Annotated in this window: 18 protein-coding genes; 7 read left to right on the top strand and 11 right to left on the bottom strand. The window is 38.3% G+C overall.

All coding sequences use genetic code 11. The features are described from left to right. Positions 1-6 precede the first annotated feature (6 nt). The 5 genes from L0P88_RS17990 to L0P88_RS17970 are packed head-to-tail and all read left to right on the top strand — an operon-like array spanning position 7 to position 5,410. Complete coding sequence (locus tag L0P88_RS17990) at positions 7-774, top strand: DUF2490 domain-containing protein (RefSeq protein ID WP_247131291.1); 768 nt, start codon at positions 7-9, stop codon at positions 772-774. A 27-nt stretch (positions 775-801) separates the two neighbouring features. Further along, on the top strand, positions 802-1,848 hold the full coding sequence (locus L0P88_RS17985; protein WP_247131290.1) for a hypothetical protein: 1,047 nt from the start codon (positions 802-804) through the stop codon (positions 1,846-1,848). 23 nt (positions 1,849-1,871) lie between these two features. Beyond that, complete coding sequence (locus tag L0P88_RS17980) at positions 1,872-2,354, top strand: hypothetical protein (RefSeq protein ID WP_247131289.1); 483 nt, start codon at positions 1,872-1,874, stop codon at positions 2,352-2,354. After that, entirely contained in the window at positions 2,329-3,666 is a 1,338-nt protein-coding gene (locus L0P88_RS17975; protein WP_247131288.1) for a DCC1-like thiol-disulfide oxidoreductase family protein, read from the top strand. Before L0P88_RS17980 ends, L0P88_RS17975 begins: the two co-directional genes overlap by 26 nt. 40 nt (positions 3,667-3,706) lie before the next feature. Continuing rightward, entirely contained in the window at positions 3,707-5,410 is a 1,704-nt protein-coding gene (locus tag L0P88_RS17970; protein WP_247131287.1) for an ABC transporter transmembrane domain-containing protein, read from the top strand. A gap of 377 nt (positions 5,411-5,787) precedes the next feature. On the opposite strand, the gene L0P88_RS17965 is transcribed toward L0P88_RS17970, so the two are convergent. The 10 genes from L0P88_RS17965 to L0P88_RS17925 all read right to left on the bottom strand — a co-directional run bounded on the left by L0P88_RS17965 (position 5,788) and on the right by L0P88_RS17925 (position 14,508). Continuing rightward, positions 5,788-6,531, bottom strand: a complete 744-nt coding sequence (locus tag L0P88_RS17965; protein ID WP_247131286.1) for a hypothetical protein — start codon at positions 6,529-6,531, stop codon at positions 5,788-5,790. A 104-nt stretch (positions 6,532-6,635) separates the two neighbouring features. Continuing rightward, positions 6,636-7,577: a terpene synthase family protein gene (locus L0P88_RS17960; RefSeq protein ID WP_247131285.1), complete on the bottom strand. Its 942-nt coding sequence runs from the start codon at positions 7,575-7,577 to the stop codon at positions 6,636-6,638. A gap of 389 nt (positions 7,578-7,966) precedes the next feature. Further along, positions 7,967-9,310, bottom strand: coding sequence for an amidohydrolase family protein (locus L0P88_RS17955; protein ID WP_247131284.1), 1,344 nt, complete (start codon positions 9,308-9,310; stop codon positions 7,967-7,969). Between the two features lie 955 nt (positions 9,311-10,265). Further along, on the bottom strand, positions 10,266-10,721 hold the full coding sequence (locus L0P88_RS17950) for a hypothetical protein (RefSeq protein ID WP_247131283.1): 456 nt from the start codon (positions 10,719-10,721) through the stop codon (positions 10,266-10,268). Between the two features lie 47 nt (positions 10,722-10,768). Continuing rightward, positions 10,769-10,948 carry a hypothetical protein gene (locus L0P88_RS17945; RefSeq protein ID WP_247131282.1) on the bottom strand — a complete coding sequence of 60 codons (180 nt, stop codon included), beginning with the start codon at positions 10,946-10,948 and terminating at the stop codon, positions 10,769-10,771. A gap of 66 nt (positions 10,949-11,014) precedes the next feature. Beyond that, positions 11,015-11,554 (bottom strand): DUF3575 domain-containing protein, encoded by a 540-nt coding sequence (locus L0P88_RS17940; RefSeq protein WP_247131281.1) that lies wholly within the window; start codon positions 11,552-11,554, stop codon positions 11,015-11,017. A gap of 294 nt (positions 11,555-11,848) precedes the next feature. Then, complete coding sequence (locus L0P88_RS17935; protein WP_247131280.1) at positions 11,849-12,550, bottom strand: hypothetical protein; 702 nt, start codon at positions 12,548-12,550, stop codon at positions 11,849-11,851. 178 nt (positions 12,551-12,728) lie between these two features. Then, a complete protein-coding gene (locus L0P88_RS17930; protein ID WP_247131279.1) occupies positions 12,729-13,190 on the bottom strand; it encodes a lipocalin family protein in 462 nt (153 codons plus the stop codon). Positions 13,191-13,374: 184 nt separating this feature from the next. Next, positions 13,375-13,503, bottom strand: a complete 129-nt coding sequence (locus L0P88_RS24005; protein WP_281499692.1) for a hypothetical protein — start codon at positions 13,501-13,503, stop codon at positions 13,375-13,377. A 111-nt stretch (positions 13,504-13,614) separates the two neighbouring features. After that, entirely contained in the window at positions 13,615-14,508 is an 894-nt protein-coding gene (locus tag L0P88_RS17925; protein ID WP_247131278.1) for a hypothetical protein, read from the bottom strand. Between the two features lie 598 nt (positions 14,509-15,106). On the opposite strand from L0P88_RS17925, the gene L0P88_RS17920 reads away from it, so the two are divergent. Together L0P88_RS17920 and L0P88_RS17915 are read left to right on the top strand one after the other, a co-directional pair. After that, on the top strand, positions 15,107-15,292 hold the full coding sequence (locus L0P88_RS17920; RefSeq protein ID WP_247131277.1) for a hypothetical protein: 186 nt from the start codon (positions 15,107-15,109) through the stop codon (positions 15,290-15,292). Between the two features lie 1,322 nt (positions 15,293-16,614). Beyond that, entirely contained in the window at positions 16,615-17,496 is an 882-nt protein-coding gene (locus L0P88_RS17915) for a TlpA family protein disulfide reductase (RefSeq protein WP_247131276.1), read from the top strand. A gap of 704 nt (positions 17,497-18,200) precedes the next feature. Here L0P88_RS17915 and L0P88_RS17910 read toward each other — a convergent pair. After that, entirely contained in the window at positions 18,201-18,341 is a 141-nt protein-coding gene (locus tag L0P88_RS17910) for a hypothetical protein (RefSeq protein ID WP_158777155.1), read from the bottom strand. Between the last annotated feature and the right edge of the window lie 217 nt (positions 18,342-18,558).

The raw sequence follows: 18,558 nt of genomic DNA, 5'->3' as shown, positions 1-18,558 counted from the left end.
ATGGAAATGATACATCCCAAAAACAACCCCTTACTATTACTTTTTTTGGTGAGCCTATTGACCTTGCCCCTTTCTGCCCAGGAAGGCATGAAATTCTGGGCAGGGCACTCGTACCGAACCAATATTACCAAGGAATGGCGTGTTCGGGCAGGTCAACTTTATCTTTTCGATGACCGGATGGACCTTACCTCGATGCAGAATAGTGCCCGTATTGACTATCGGTTCAACCGTAACATCACTGTAGGATTGGGTTACATCCGTTCTTCGGATCCGGCAGATCCCGATCAGCAGGCCAGAAATAGAATTGACCCTAGGGTACGTTATCGATTTAAGCTGGGAAAACTTAGGATTGCCAACCAACTTCGGGCAGAATGGCACTTTCCTTCACGAAGTAAATTTGAATATCGCCTTCGGTACGCATTGGGGCTCAATGCAGGTGATTTTGGACTTCCCATGGACATTACACCTTATATGACCAATGAACTTCATTATTACCTCAATGGCAGGCCATTGAATTATAGGGATACGGATGGGGATGTTATTGTGCGCCAATCACCCAATGGTCTGCACGCACACCGTATCCGTATTGGTGTCCGGTTTAGACCTTTTAAACGTGCCAATGTCAGTTTGAGTTTTATGAGGCAAACCGAATTCAATATAGGGAGTAGATTTCGCCAAATCAACGTAGTCGATCCCCGGGATGGTGATATCCTGAGGGGGTTTAACAACTTTTCAGTATTGAGTTTTAGTTTCTCCTATCGTTTCAAAATCTAATTATAAACCCCACAAATAGATAGTATCATGAAAATAATCAAGAAAGCAAATAGCTGTAAGTATGTAACCGATTTTACAATTGATCGGGACATTATTACCACCCATATACCCAAGCCAGGGGACGTTGCCATTTTTGAAGTACTTGAATTATGGTCCATTAAAGCTATTCAGGACTTTGAAGGAAGGAACTGTTACATATTTGAAGAGGACCACATTATGGCCGCTTTTGGAAACCGCTATGCCAGTAATCAATTTGAAGCCTATGTGCCAGAAGCATATCAAGAAGTATATGACCTTGTGGGCAAAGGCGGTGTGGTTGGTAATGTGGCCTCCATGTATTACAAACTGGAAGATATTGGGCCAACCAAATTAAAATTGGTAGGCTATGCTACCGACTCGGGCGGCAAGGTAATCAATACCATATATCATCACAGGGAAACCACACCATTCCAACCTTTCAAATCCCGGCCTTTCAAAACTATTCTTTCTGTTGGGGCCAGTATGGACAGCGGTAAGACAACAACGGCGGCTTTTCTTTGCCGCGGGCTAAAAAATGCAGGAAATAAAGTGGCCTATATAAAGTTGACAGGCACAATTTTTAACAAGGACAAAATGCTTTGCCTGGATTGTGGAGCCGACTATGTGACCGATTTTTCGGAGATGGGCTATCCTTCTACTTACCTCTGCACTCTGGATGAGATTCTCGATATCCATGAGGGACTGCTTAAGGAAGTGGCCAAAATGCAATTCGATTATGTGGTCATTGAAATTGCGGATGGCCTCTATCAAAGGGAAACCCATAAACTAATGTGCCACCTGCCCTTTACGGATACTGCGGACCATGTTATCCTGTCTTGCAGCGACAGTCTTGCAGTGCACACGGGCATTCAAATGTTGTCGCCAATCTTTTCTGAGCGCCTGTTCGCCCTCGGGGGGCGGTTTACCGGGAGTCCGCTTATGGTAGGGGAAGTGGAACGGAAGGAAAAGCTTCCGGTCCTGACCTTGGAGAAATTGGTCGATGGAGCACTTTTAAGCAAATTGCTAGGTGACAAAAAGGTACAAATGGTAATCTAGAATCCCCCTAAAACACAATAACAATGAATTTTTCAAAGATACAGGCCCTGGTTTTCAGTATAGTCGTACTCCTTCTGGTACTTTCTCCCGTTGTACAGAATTGGGCAAAGCATCCCAAAGATAGTTTTCCACTATCGTACTACCCCATGTTTGCTAAAAAAAGGACACAAAACTATGGCCTCTACTACGTGGTGGGGCATGATACTTTAGGGCAAGACTTCAGGATTCCCTACAAATTGGCAGGTACTGGAGGATTCAATCAAGTAAGACGGCAGATCAACAAGGCGAGAAAAAAAGAAAAGGGGTTACCCTTTCTCCAAAAAGTAGCAGGTAACATTGCAAAAAAGGAACCTCAGCTTTATGACAGGCTTATGGCCCTGGAACTGGTCAAGGGATATTATCACCTGGAGGGATATTTTCTTGAGAAAGACACCCTCCCGGTCTTGGAACGGAAAATTACAATCTATAAAATCAATAGTGATGAATATGGTATGGAACAGTATTAAAAATGTCTGGTTTGCACAGGTAAACCCAGAACGTCTCGCCATTATACGTATGGCCACCGGGGGCTTTTGCCTTTGGTATCTTTTGTCCCGTTTCAATATGCTGCAACGTATGGTACAAAATACGGATGCCTTTGAGCCCGTGGGCCTTTTATCCTGGATGCAAGAGCCCCTGCATGCAAACCTGTTTTGGTGGATTTCGGTCCTGTTGATCGTTTTCAACATCTGTTACATCCTTGGATGGAAGTTTCGAATCACCGGGCCGGCATTTGCCATTTTAGCCTTGCTGTTCTTTAGCTATCGCAACTCATGGTCAATGATTTACCACAACCGAAATGCCCTTGTACTGCATATCCTTATTGTGGGCTTGGTGGCTTCGGCAGATGCATGGTCCGTAGATGCATGGAGCCAACGACGAAAAGGGGTTCCTAAACAAAATGCCCATTGGCGATATGGTTGGCCTATTATGCTCATCTGTGCTGTAACCGTTGGCTCCTATTTTCTATCCGGTGTGGCCAAAATTGCTGGTGATTTGGCTTGGGATTGGGCCACTGGCAGCGCCATGCGTTCTCAAATTGCCGTGGATGCCATACGCAAATCCATATTAGGAGCCGAAACCGCACCCTTCTTCAATGTGATTTACAAACATACATGGCTGTTTTTCCTATTGGGTATTTTTACCTTTATTGTAGAGCTGGGGGCACCCTTGGCACTTTACAAAAAAAGATGGGGCAGGTTTTGGGCCGTCTTAACATGGGGCATGCACTGGGGCATTTATTTTATCATGGGAATTACCTTTCGGTACCAGATGACCGGATTAATCTTCCTTTCCTTTTTTGCCCCTGAAAAATTGTTTACCAAGGCCCGCAGGAAGGTCGCTAATAATACTAAAAGCGCCACAGCAACATCCACAAACCAGAATTCATCGCCGGTCATTCTTTTCGATGGGGTCTGTAACCTTTGTAATGGTTGGGTGCGTTTTGTCATGGAAAACGAAACAAAAGCGGAGTTTCGGTTCGCATCCCTCCAATCAGCTACCGCGAATGACTTACTTAAACCTTTCGCCGTTAAAGACAGCATGGATTCCCTCGTATTGATCGAAGATGGCATCCTATATCGAAAAAGTGAAGCCGTGCTCCGGATTCTGGGAAGGCTAAAATCCATGTGGCCTTTGCTTTCAGTGCTTATCCTTGTTCCAAGTTTTATAAGGGATACTATGTACAATGTGGTTGCACGCCACCGCTATACTTGGTTTGGGAAACAAGATTCATGTGCATTAGTGGGTCTGGACGACAAGGTCCGTTTTATTGAATAATATTTTTGTGATGGTGTGGTCTTTTCCAAAAAACCGACGTGTGGAAACTACAAAATGGAGTTTAATAGGTGACTTTATAAATTTCAACAAGGTCTGGGTGGCCATGACCTTATTAGCTGGATTTGCCTATAATATATTTACCATCCTGATTCCCATTAGCATTGGTAGATTTTATGAATTTGCCTTTGGGTTCTCTTCCCATAGGTTGAAGGCCTTTGGATTTATTCCCTATATGGACACCACTGACCATACCAGCTTCTTTCTGCTCTTTTTCGGTTTGGTGGGCCTCCGGTTCTTGTTTGAATATGCCAACCGTTACGGCATTGCATGGGTAGGGGAACGATTTGCCAAATCCCTAAGGGAACGGCTTTTCGCCGCTCAAGTGCAGATAGCCATGCCCATTTATGACAAAAAAGGAATCGGAAAATACCTACTACGCTTTAGCGGTGACCTGAAAAGCATACAGAACTATATCAAAAATGGGGTATTGCGATTTCTGCAGGATATATTGCTTTTGGGAATTGTGTTCTCGGTAATTGTCTTTATGGATGTGGTCCTCGCAGGGCTTATGTTAGGCTTCATCCTATTGGCAACAATAGTATTGTGGTTCCTTAATAAAGTGTTGTACCAACAGTCCTTGGAAAGACGCAATCGAAAATCGGGGATGCTCTCTTTTGTAAACACGCGGTTACGGGCCATTTCCAGCCTAAAGGCATTCAACAAATACACCCCGGAGAACAAAAGATATCGCAAACGTTCCGAAAAACTGTATGGAATTGGAAAAAAGTATGCGGGAACAGTGGCCTTGCTACAGGCGAGTATCCCTGCCTTAACCTATGGCCTGTTGGGTATAATTATGGTATATGTACTTCATGGATCCATTGACCAAGATGGTATCGATGGCGGCTCTTTATTGATTATTATCCTGCTCATTCTTGCCATACTCCCAGTACTTCGCAGAACACTGAGGGTAAGTATTGTATGGAAGTTGGGCAATATTTCGTTCGAAAAATTGATACGGGTATTCAAGATGTCCAAAGAGAATGACCTGCCCTTTGAAGAATTGTCCTTTGAGGACCGTACCATTAGATTCGAGAATGTACAATTTCGTTATGAAGCGATGGAAAAACCGGTCTTCGGCAACCTGAATCTTGAAATCCGGCCCAAAACCTCAACTTTTTTATATGGCCCCTCAGGCTGTGGTAAATCTACCCTCATCAAGCTTTTGCTCAAAATCATTTCCCCGGAGAAAGGACAATTGAGCGTAAACAATATTCCCTATACCTCACTTTCGGAAAAAACCATTCGGAAAAATATGGCAGTGGTTTCCAATGATTATCCACTATACGGTAGGGACGTCTATGAGGCCCTGGTCTATAGCCGAAATAAAGAACGTAAGAAAAAGGCGGAAAAATTGCTGGCGTATTTACAGCAACACGAAAACCCTAAGGACCGCTTACAACTGCACAACCACATCGGGGATTTGGGATGTAATCTAAACTTAGGCCAGACCAAACTACTTATGTACTGCCGTGCACTACTTACCGAAAAACCCATCCTTATCATAGAGGAACCCTTTGAATGCCTGAACCCCAAAATGGAACGTTTGGTGCGGGATATGCTCAAGGAACTGCAGCATAAGAAGACCCTGATTTTTTTGTCACAATCCCATAACCTGGATTTAAAACCCAATCAAAAACACAGGCTTATTTCGGATTTATCACAAGTGCCTTCATGGGATTAGCTTCAGAAATTTGTCAATCAATATAAAATAAATCGTAATCCTTGTGTTTTGTGTAGCTTAAAAACGATTTATCGCTGGGCCCTTTTAAATTCATCTTCTTTGATGTCCTCAAAATACAATTTATATAAATATTAATGAACTTCATTCAGCGTAAGAACAATTATAATACAACTGTTACCATTAGTATTTTAGAGTATACGTGTCAGTGCTTATTTATAATCAAGACTGATCCATTTTAAAATCTATGGTTTTGTATAATCGGTTATTTATACTTTGGTTTTTACGATAGTCACTTGGAATACTGCCCATACAAAAGTCCAAATAAAATATAATAAATAAACCCTTGTAGTGCTCCCAAGTGTATTTAGTATAAAATCTCAAATTTGAATCTGTACCCCTTTCCTTGCCATAAAACTCCAAGGATTTCGATAACCACATGCAATTAATGCAACATTGTTATCGAAAATTCTATCACCTTTACGTTTTATGATCTCATTCTCAATGAAAAACGTATTGATCGATTCATTTTTGGATTTGTAATACCTTTCCCATTTATCGGTAATATCAATAGGTTCATAATTCAATAGGGCGAGACAATGTTTTGTGCGGAACCTAAGTTTTACCCCTCTTTTTCCGTATATATTTTGCAAAAAGTCGGCGATGGATATGCTATTGCCCGACTCCATAGGCCCTAAATTCGGACAATGGTTCTTAAAAAGCCTGGTAAAATGCTCGAAGACTTTTGGAGAGCTGATCATGGATAGTCCCACTGTTGGCTTTATACAATAGTAATAACTTATATTCCTTTGGGCATACCAATGCCCTGTGCGCCAAATGACACCATCCTCGTAATATTCATTTTTTAGTACCTGGCCGAACTGGACGACCGGAATTTTCTTTTGTTGAAAAGGGGTTTTTAGCCTGTCCATTTTGTAATAGCTGGCCCCCAGCACAATACCATGGCTTTTCAAAAGAACGATGTTAAAACCATAAACGCTTGATAACCTATCATTTATGTATTCATCATTAACTGTAGGGTAGTACCGTTCGAACAGGGCTTTCACCTGACTTCTTTCTTTGCGGGAAAGTTCACTGGGCTTTCTTTGAATAAATTGGGACATGATTCATAGTAATTTGGGGTAGTGTTGACAATATGCGTAAATGACGCCGTAGGAAAAGAAAAAGTAAATGGAGTACTTTCTGGACCTGCCAAAAATGCCTTAGGTCAATCCTTGACGGTATAGCGCTCGGTATCGGAATACCAATCTATATGACCTTGTACGAGAGACTCTAAACCGGCTGTGTATTGTTGCAACGACTTTTGCTCGTCAAACTTTGGCAACCGTTCTTTAAATTCAAAAAAATCCTCCATTTCCATATCGCACATCTTTTGTGCTCTTTTAATGGCCTCTTCGATTGAAATATGATGTTCATGCTTCAAACAAGTAATAAGATTTGTTGTTCCCTCTTTCAATTCTTTGGCCACGCCACGAATATCATTGTCCCAACAAACACAATTGTTTGCCATTGTTATCATTTGCCTAAAAGGAAGGTCTTTTAAAAACGATACATCCACATCGATTTGATGGAACATTCCAATCAAATCGAAACAAGTATATACCGCTCCTGAGAATAACCTCATTTTGTTATATGAAGAAACGCTGTTTATGGTATTGTACCTACGATTTTTAGCCTCCCAACGTGTTGCGTTAAGATATAGTCGTACATCTTCGGTAAATGTAGCAATCCATTTTTCAGCCGTAATATCGTCCAATTGCTCTCGAATATGAAGCAGGCCACGGTGCAAAGGATCACTTTTGCCAGGCATCTTCTTATGCAATAAAATGGCCATAAATTCTTTGTGCAGGACAAGCAAGCTATCGAGTTGATTTCTTAATTGGGAATCGTCACAAATATCGTCATGACAAAACAACCAGGTAAACCATTCGGTTGCGAAACAAAGCTCTTCTTTTGTTGCCGATGGGTAGGCCCGAGCGGTCAACATCCAAATCTTGGAAATCTCCAAGCGTTGGTAATTTCTATCATCTTTTTTTACGAATTCAAACTTTAAGGCCCAGTCAAGACAATGTTGGCGGGCATACTCAAAATTTGGGTTTATGGAAGACTTTATAAACCAAGTTTGGGGTTTTGGTTCTGAATAAGGCATAAGTAGTGGGGATTAGTAACATGGATATAAATTGACAATACAACTTAAAAAACCGAGATGATTTTTTAATAGTTTACCCTGAAATTACATGTCTTAACTATGCTAAACCATGGACAATTTCCTATTTAACATGATAATTCCCACTTTAACATGAACGATGGGATTTTTTTAGGCAATTTTTAAAAGACCCAAACGGCTCTTTATTTATTGCATTGGTGGAAGTCGTGGTCGCAAGAAGTTACAATCCAAAGGAAGGGAAATGATAAATTCTGGCCGGTACTTAGGTTTGATGAGTGTTTTTAATTCTATGGAGTCTAATTCAACATCCGAAATTCATCGGGTGACTTTCACAAAATCGGGAATAGACATCATATACATGTTGTAGCCCGTTATTCTTTGACCTCTAAATCTTCTCTTTTTATGACTTTACCTCCAATAACAACTTTCTCTATGGCATCATATGCTTCAATATCCATTAAAGGATTTTTAGCCATTATAACCATATTTGCTTTTTTTCCGATAGCCAATGAGCCAAGAGAAGAATCTAAATGAAAAGCTTTGGCATTATTGAAGGTAGCGGACGCAAGTATTTTATGTAAAGGGACTCTCGCTTCTTTCATCAATTTAAGCTCCCAATTTCCATTATGACCAGGTTGATTGCCATAAGTTGGGGCAGATGGAGTATCTGAGCCAAATAGAATTAGACCATCATTGTCAGAAAGGTATTTTAAAGCTAGCATTGCATGAGCTTGTACATTATCATAGATTGTGTGAACTTCTTCTACAGTAAGTTCATTAAAAATATCTTTGGCGAACCATTGTGCCTCTTCCGTTTTATACCATGCAAGTAAATCTTTAGGGACCACCTTTTTTAAGTCAGGCTGATCAAGAAATTCAGTATCAACCAGTGCTTCCTCTCCTTCAATGACTGTTAAGGTGGGGGTATAGCCTATTTGTTTTTGAATTTGTAGATCCAATGTTCTTTTTATTTCCAATGGAAGGGAGTCCCTTGGTACATCCTTGTACTTTCCCCAGTTCCATATTCCGTGTGCCATAATGTCCACTCCTATGTCCACCAAAAAAGAATGTGCTTCAAGTGAATTGGCATGAACTGTTAGGACAAGCCCATTGGAATGTGCTTCAGTAAGCAAATCTTTCATAATGTCTTTGGTTGGAACAGGTAACCCCATCATACGTCCAAAACCTGATTCATAATACGATTTTACGGCGATGGCCCCGGAATTCTTGATACGCCTGACAACTGCTTTGGGGGTATGATCGGCAGGGTCATACTTATCCGGTATACTTTCCGCCTGACTTTCCATGTATATGAAATTTGGCTCGGCTTCAAATCGAAATTCTTCGGGTGTAAAATTCATTGGGTAACCATTTGCAACCGCTGCTCCTGAATATCCAACGTGATATAAATCGGGTTTTACTTCTTGCATCTTAAAAGAAGTGATTCGTTCATCTGATATGCCCCCAAGATTAATAACCGTTGTAAAGCCATAATATAAATAGCTTCTGGGCATTTGGCTTTTAAACCCAGTAGCCAGTTCAGGGTATTTTTCCATATGATGGGGAAGCATTCCTTGCACTCCTGGGATAATATGAACGTGACTATCGATTAACCCTGGAATTATGAATTTTCCGGTTCCATCGATCTGTTCAAATGTTCCGCTTATACCTGGCTTATTCTTGCCCACATAAACGATTCCATCTTTTTCAACCACTAAATGACCTATATAAGGGCTGTAAGTACCATCTTATGTTGAGATTATGGTAACATTCGATATGTATACCCCTTCCGTAAGAGCCAGTTGTTCTTTATTGTCCTGACAAGAGCATAAAATTGTAACAAGCAGAATAGTTAGTACTATTTTCATTGATCATCTTCTTTGGTTGTTTAACCGAAGACGATTATAGCTCAAACTTGTTACAGCTATTGGAATTTTCTGATTAATAGGCACTTATCAATTCTATGGTGCAAAACAGCAATAGCTGTCATTAGGGCTATTTTAAATATCGGATTGTACTTTTTAGATTGTCATTTACAGTGGTTCCGTTCCGGACGCCTGGTCTTTTTAAGATATTTGAAAACCGTCTCGATCCCGGATGCGGTCAAAAAGAGCTTTCCCTTTTCGGAAAAATTGGTGAGCAGGTCCCGGTTCGGATTTGGACTCTGGACATAACACACATTTTGTCCTGAGTTAACCTTGGACCGAAAAAAGTTGTAGCACGTTTTATAAGGGATGTAGTTCATGTTCACCTTGCTATTTGGTTTCGGTCAATTTTCGTTTTAGCACGATACCGTTCACAATTACTATAACCTGACAGGTCAAAAAAAATAGAATGGTCGAAATAAGGTCGGGAGGAGTTGCTAGATAAGAAAAGATCAGAGAAAAAAATTCAAACGCCAAGATGGCTTTCCACCAGTCCCTATCTGTCATTTTAGTCCATCGTACCAAATCCGACAATAGAAATGGTAAAGTTATCAAGGCGAAAAAGTAGATCAGCCAGGTAATGAACAATATAATGGACTGAATTTTGCCAAAAGAACTTTCTATTGAAGGATCTATCGAATATCCTTCCAGCCATCTGGACAAAAAGTAGGAAGTAGTTGCACTTAATAAAATGGTTACAATGAACGGTACGATTATTTTTTTCAATCCTTGTTTGTGTGTGGTTTTATTTTTTTCCTGCCAAATTCCGCAAACTGATCAATACTTGTTCGGCATCTTTATTTTCAAACGACAACAATGACCTTGAGTTCATTATTATAAACTTTTCGGTGGTATTGTCATCATTTTTCATTTCCACCGTAATGTATTTAGTTCGTTTTAACCGAAAGGATGTTGGATATCCGATTTTATCGAATGAGTATTCCTTTGTTGGCCTGAATTGTTTTTTTAGAACGATTTTATCCCCAATGATCCGAGCGTCGCAAGTGTACATGAACAAGTATATCAAAAATCCAATTAGCCCTAAAAATGCAATTCCTGCAACTACCATTCCCATATGAAATTTTTGTTCCATGATGACCAGAACCAGGATGGGAACCATAAACAATAGTAAAAGACTTCCTCCATATAGTCCCACATTGGTCCAATTGGACGATAATTTGATTTCTTTTTGATTATCCATATTAATTTGTTTTTAGTGAGTTCGATTATTTGGATTTTTGAACGATCCTATGCTTTTCTTTGAAAAACCTCTAAGATGAAGGCAGTTGCAACGACCGCTCCAAGTCCATATGAATACAGTGTAAGTAGTACCCTTAGTTCAAAATCGACATGGATCAATAGGAGCCATAGAACGCCTACAAAGAAATACCACCAAATCTTGAATGATGTAATAAAGTGTTTTTTCATTTCAGGATTTATTTTCCAAATTATTGCCAACGGCCTTGTGTCAAGACCACTTTATATATTCTTGTATCAAAAGGCCCATCCAACTGCAATTCCCCCGATCGGGCCAATGCTTCCCCCGTAATTGGCATCGTAATAATATCCCAGTCCAATCCCCATGTCGTAATTGAACCCGACCGGCAGTGTCCGTTGCATTCCATAGACAACACCGACATTTCCAAAAATACCTTTGTCCCCAGCAATTTCCGCCCCTTTAATAAGTGGCGTGGCATAATATAAGGTATTGACTGCCCCAACGTAATTGGCCGAGTTTCCCTCAATATATTTTTTCCTCAATATAAGCCTACGGTCAAAATTGGTATAGTAGCGAAATCCTGTCCTGACCGCTGGCACAATGCCCCAATACACCAGATTTTGCCCGGGTCTGGCCGCAAGCTGTATGCTCGCTCCTGCGATCATGGTCGTGTTGGAACCCAATCCTTTTTCATATTCAAAGCCAGGACTGAAAAGTCGTACCTTGAATTGATTACGCTCCACGTTCCTGAACGTCTGGGCAAAGGATATAGTGGTGGTAAAAAGAATGGCCAAAAAAGAAATCCGTGTTTTCATTTAACAAGATTGCCTTTGGCAAATCTTAATTTTTAACATAATATCATGCCACAAAAAGTGTTGGAATCGGTTAAATAGGGGACAAAAAAAGAAATTGGTGGGACATTGGAAATCTCCGTGCAAGGGGTAGTGACCACATAGCTCCGATTTCGGTCATCTTGAAAAGAGATGATATTGATCAGATAAGCTCAGTGAGCATATCTGCTTATACTAATTCTAAAGTTCGGTTTCGCTCTGAAATTTGTTTGTAGCTAAGTCTGCTCATTGAGCTTATCGCCTGTTAGCATTAGCCCCTTACAAATCAAAGCAGAGATGTATAATTGGGAGTGCCTCATTTATTTCTTGCGTTATACTTTCCCTAGTCATCCACCCTTTTTCAATATCATGGCCATAGCTTGGATAGATTTTGAATTTCTGTTCAAATATTGATTGTGCAGAATTTTCATCTAAACCTTTGGTGCATAAAAGAAGGTTATCTTTACCATCCGCCCAAATTGGTAAAACTCCAAAATCATCCACCCACTTTTCATAAGCTTCTTTCACTATTGATTTATCATCCCCATAGTAAGCTAGTTGATCAATAAATTCATCTTGATCCGACAATATTCGAATTTTATATAGTTGTTTGTAGTGTTCTTCAATTGGTTTCGATCCATTGTAAGGATCAAATTTAAATGACCTATATCTCGATGAAATTGTGTCCAGAGAGACTTGAAGACCCAAATCACATCTTCTCAATTCTTGCCTCAAATTAAAAAATTGATCTAATTCAGTTCTAATCCCTGAAAAAACTATGCCAGGTGCACTTTTATCTTTTTCATCAGGAAGTATTTCCGATAGAATGAGTTTCCCAAATAACCTTTTTAGCTCAAGTATGTCGATTTGAGATTCCTGCAAAAATCTTTCCTCCTTTTTATTAAGCTTCCTTCGACTAGAAAACTTAGGTTTATTTTTCAAGAAATTGAAGAGATTCATAATTAATGCTAATATCAACATTATCAGTATAAAATTATGGTTGTTTATTCAATCTATATCGATGTCTAAAATTGGGAACGGAAAATGGAGCTGGTGGGACAATGGAAATCCATTTTTGGACTTTTTCTTGAATAGTACAATGGTTCCACGGTCATTGATAATTGGTCGGCACATATACCATTGCCCCGGTATATGCCCATCACTGTCTGTTATAGGTCGCTTTTGTGACCAATCTCATTTGGTTGCCATTTTCAGTAAATTCCTCTACATACTCAATTACAAGCTGTGCCCCTCTCAAAGTAAATTCAACCGTTCCGGTATCGGTTTCTCCGTCATAGACAATAAAAAGCATGTTTCCGTTGATGGAATATGTACCAACATCGGTCGATGTTTTGACAACAACATCTCCATTTTCGGTATAAGAGTAAGACTGAAGGTCACTGAATGTTCCGTCCGCATTGAAGGTGATCCTAATGAAGTTACCGGCATCAACGGTTTCCGTTATTGTACCATCAGAAACATTGTTTGTAAACACCTCGGTCGAGCTTGAAGCCTCCAACCAGGTGCCCACTATGGACGGTTTATTACAACAATCGTGTTCAATATTATTGCCATAGCTTTTGTATAAAGTCGCAAATAGTACCAATGTCAACGGAATCATTGCCTTCATTTTTCTTGAGCTGTTCATTTTCTAAAAATCATAGTTGTTTATTTATACTGATATCAATGTCCAAAACTGGGATGTAACAGGGTTTTTTAGGGATTTTGGAAAGGGACCGAATGTGGTTTTGTGAAGCCGTTTTTACAGATCGTAGTATAACGCCCAGACAAGCTCCATCAGATAGTCAAATTTTAGCTCTATTCTTAAATCTTTGTTTTACTTTAATTGCATCCTCAGTTCCTTTGAGATAATGTTTAAAGCTGCCAGTAAATGGCTCTATTCCTTGAAGACCTTTTGATTCAGGGATATTCATAAGGTACTTTTTAGAATTTTCATAGTCTCCCAACATTACAAGAACCAGCGAAATGTTATTGTTAACTATTTTCTTAAAATCCGGATCCTTATTTTTTTCAAGGTAATCTATCTAAAATGTCATTGCCGATTCCAAGGTTGGGCGAACTTCTTCAAAGCTCTTTCTTTTCTTTTTACTCAATGCATACAAGCTTTTAATTTCAGCGTAAACCTTTTCTGCAACCTCATTAAATTCTGAGTATTCTTTGTTTTTAAAAGTATATACCGCTCCGGGAAAAGATATTTTGTTACCAAAAAAGTTTGCGTCAAAAGTTTCTCTGGCCTGCTTGATTAGTTCTTTTTTAATTAAAGGCTCATTATTATCAGGTATTAACCTTTGTATACTGCGTACTTTCCGATCCTTACTCTTATCCTTATCCTCTAAAACTTCTTTCAATTTTTTGGCAGGTATATCATCTAATTTTATGTAGTTAGGCCCTTCTTCATTAAAGAAATAATTAATGCTTTTTTCATAAACTAATTGATCTGCTTTTTTTACGGATAACAATAGCGATATATCTAATTCCCCAACTATGCTTTGATTATTTTGAAAGTCGATATTCTCTCGAATATTAATTAACCTGATCCCATCATTTGATAGTTCAATTTGTAAATCAGCATCAGAATCTACCACTTGGTAATTAACGAAATTGAAGCTCCTTTTTACCCACCTTCTTGTACTATCCCTGTTGGCGAAACTCCATTTGGTTAAAAGTCTGTTATACTCTTCATCCCCAGAATAAATGTTTCTTTGGTTTGCAGGAAGTGATTTTTTCCATTGATTAAATTCAATGGATGTCAACCCCCTAAGGTCTTGATTCAATTCAATGGTTTTAATATCTGGTCCCAAAGGATTTTCAGGGACTATATAATATGACCATGCAATGGGGTTTTTTTTAGACTTGATTTTCTGACCAAACGTCAATAATGGCGTTAGCACTAAAAGTAAAATCGTTGATTTATACATTGAATTCGTATTGATATTGTTTGTAACACTGTATTTGTTGTCCATTGCTCTGTTAAGGATTGTTTTCAGAACGGCGGGGACCTGGTAGATCAAGTCCCCTTCGCCGTCTTAACCCCACATATGGAAAACCAACCTTGGAAATGAAAAAGGCCCTCAAAGGGAAACCATTGGCACAGTCACTGCCGTGAAAACCAATTCCATATAACAAGATTGCCTTTGGCAAATCTCAATTTTTAACATGGCACCATGCCACAAAAAGTGTTGGAATCGGTTAAATCGGGGACAAAAAAAGAAATTGGTGGGATAGTAGAAATCCATTTTTGAACTTTTCACCCATGTTAAGGGCACTTCATCAAAAATCACCTCGGGTTCCTCTTGGGAAACGTGGCATAGGTAATCAAGCTCTTTTATTTATAAACAAAGAAAAAAGCAATCCTTTTTGATAGGTACTGTTATCAGGAAAAGTTTAATCAAAAAAAGTAGATAACAGTAGTTAAAAAATGCTGTTTTCTGTTTTCTGTTTTCTGTTTTCTGTTTTCTAAGGAGGAAATCGAAAATACTGTGATAGAGTAGGTGAAATTTTAAAATTGATGCTAGAATGAAAACATTGCATCCGAGTCAGCTTGAAAATGTACAAGGAGGCTGTTCCGACCAAGAAATGATAAGTCATGGGGCAACCATGATTATACTTGGAGCACTTTCTTTAGGAACCCTGGCAATTTTATATGGTGCAGGTGCGGCTATAGTGTGTCTTTCAGGCGGTTCTATGTATGGAGAAAATTAAACTGTATCTTCCAAAATAACATTATTAAATGTATTTCGGAATATTTAAAGTATTATGGATAGTTTTCAGAAAATCGTTAACGAATTTACCCGATCAAAACAACCATTGAATGAGCAATCTAAACGAATGGTAATCATAAAAAGAAATCTTTTGTTGTCAATAAAGATTATAGGTAACAATAGCAATGAAATTTCTTTGTCAGGAAAATGGCGATTGGGATTCATTGGGAAAATCCTGTTAAAAAAAAATTCGATGAACATTTAAATCTTTTGGACTTAATTGAAAGTCGATTTAAAACAGGAGGGTTTAAAATTATTAATCCCCACTACTTTCCTCATGGGTGATGTTTTTTCCACATAAATTCCTAAACGTTACGGTTTTCCCATATTTTATTTACGGACTATTTCTTGTTTTAATTTCACCCCTCTTCTAAATTGCTTTTTAGAAGGAGTAAGCCGAAAATCCTTGAAATAGAGTAGGCGTTTCTTTTAATTTACACTATTTATGAAAACATTGGAATTAAAACAAATGGAAAACTTAATTGGAGGTCAAGAGAATGTTGGCAGCGGCTTTGATTGCGGACTTGCAATAGCAGGTTTAGTATAGCATTTGCTGGTCTAGCTTCGCTTACGGCTGCTTCTGGTGGGCTTGCAACAGGACTTGCTGTTGTCGGCTTCCAAGTTGCTTCTGTCAGTGCGGCCAGAGCTTGTTAATTATAAAAGTTTAACTTAGACTTAAAATGTAAAGTATGGAAGATAAGCGATTTTTGCAGTGGGATTTCCAAAGTATTGTTTTAATCCTTTTATTATTGGTCTCGGGAATTTCGATGGCCAGTTACTTGGAAAAAGGAAACACTACCTTATTGTTAACTTTCATTGGAACTTCTTTAGTTGCTTATTCCGTTGCGCGAGACTTATATCGCAAAAGGAAAAAGGAATAATAGTATTTTGATATGTTAAGCTGTATTACTAATGTATCTTTTTAGGAATTTTAATAATGGTTTCAAAATATTCCGATCCGAAGTGTAATTCATTTTACTTCGGAATATTTTAGTCTGAGAAGTTTTATTGATTTCATAAACGCTTGATTTAAAGATTTGAAATACTTCAATAAACTTTAATCTCAGCTTTCACAAGTTTTGTTTATCTATATATCCTCCAAAAGCATGATTGTTTACTTACACCAGGTGGAAATAATGCATTAGTTTATTTCTCAGTCATAAGTTCGTACAGATTTACCTGCATTCTATTTTCATCAGAAAATTACTTTTATTACCTACACACTATCCTTAAAATACATGTCGTTTATCATTATAAAAACTTATGAAAAATAGGCTTGTTACAATTATAATTCTTTTAAACTATTTTGTTTATCCTCAAAGCAATTCTGCTTTCGAAATTGAATTCAGGGGTAATGTCTATTTTGACAGCGAAAAAGACAGCTTAACGTATTCTAAATTTTATGAATTGGATAATGAAATAAAAGATCGCTTTTTAACGGCTGAAAAACAAATTGTCCATATAAAGAAAGATACCATCCTAATTGAAGAATTTCCAAAAAAAAATGGGGCATTAAAAACAATATTTATTAGGGATAAAGATAAAAATGACAGACTTGATTTGGACTCTGGGCAAAAAACAAAATGGCACAATCCATATGTAACGGCAAAATATCGCAGACTTAAAAACTACAAGCGTATTCCCAAAGAAGACAGAACAATCCTTAATGAACAATGTGAAGCTTGGATTTCCGAATCCAAAAACGGTTGGAATAAAATTTGGATTTCTAAAAAAAGATTGGAAAAATCTCAATTGGAATATCCGGACCTAATTGTCAATGGATTTTTAGTATTGAAAAGAACTGAACACATTAATGGCTCAAATGTGGCTTTTGAAGCTAAATCCATTAAAAAAAGTAACCCCTCTAATTTTAAAAATATTTTAGAAAAGCATTTAGAAATTGATATTGAAACAAAATATGGCCCTATTGATGAAAACCAAAAATTATCTGACAAATCAATAAAAGTCGGTCATCGGATTGACAATTACGCCTTCAGAAATGTTTTTGAAAACGACCTTATCAAACTTTATGATATAACCAAACAAAAGAAATACACGATCGTAGAGTTTTGGGGAACTTGGTGTTTGCCTTGTCTGCTTGCAAACGAAAAAATCAAAGAACTAAAAAAAAACATATGGGGATAAATTGTCAATTTTTTCAATCAATGCCCACGACCGAAATATTGACAAGTTGAAAAAAATGATCGGGAAAAAAGAGATGAATTGGACGCATGGCTATTCAACGGAAAAACTACTTAAAGTTTTCAATAGAAAAAATACTTTTCCAAGATTAGTAATATTGAACAACGAAAATGAAGTTTTGTTTATAGGAAATCCACAGGTCGACTTAGATAAAATGAAAGCTGTACTGAATAGATAAACCCACTGTCAAAAGAAGAACCGTAATTGTAAAAAATGATTTTGGAGAAGTATTATATTGTATACAGTTTCAATCTATTCTTTGAATTAAAAAGCCATAAAAAAGATGATGTTGAAATGCTTGTTGAAATATGAAACACCTCGCCCTTGGGGAGAGTTGTTTCATATTTCAACAATACCAAGGCCCGGGAAATTGGGTATCACAAGCAATTCATGAGGGTCTAGAAAATCACCAAAACCATACCATTGTTCCCGAACAAAAGATTCTTTCTTGGAATGGGTGCCTTATTTGCCGACATACTATCGTTCAACGCCTCCTTTTTATCTTTTTTAAAACATTGATGGATTGTTCGATTACCCATTTGATATTCCAACTTAGCAATGCCAACACAACTAAAATTATCAATATGATTAGAATTAAAAAAAGGATACTGGGGACTAAAACGTTTTGGCTCAAATCTTCCATAATGTCAGCGGTCATTTAGACATCTGGAAAATGTCAATGGAACATAGTTGGTAACCACCACCAGTATCGAGTTCCCGTTTCCCAAACGCTCCATCATATGTTGTTTTCCCGTTTTATTGGTTGCCCGGATACTTCTTTCGTTCATGAAATATTTTGGTAGTGTCTTTTTTTCCATTGCTACTTTATAGATAAACAAAGTATGACCATACATGGAAAGTATCCAACAAATAGTGCCAAACCCATTTAAAAATGGGACATTACATGGCTTTTTGGGGATAATGGAACGGGCGGGCACAATACTTCGTACAAGGGAAAGGAGAACAGTCTGTGCCTGGACCAAGGATGGACAAACGACGTTCAAT

The organism is Muricauda sp. SCSIO 64092, from assembly GCF_023016285.1.
Lineage (GTDB): Bacteria > Bacteroidota > Bacteroidia > Flavobacteriales > Flavobacteriaceae > Croceivirga.
The sequence above is the reverse complement of the archived record's forward strand: the minus strand, read 5'-3'. Positions and strand labels throughout refer to the sequence as shown.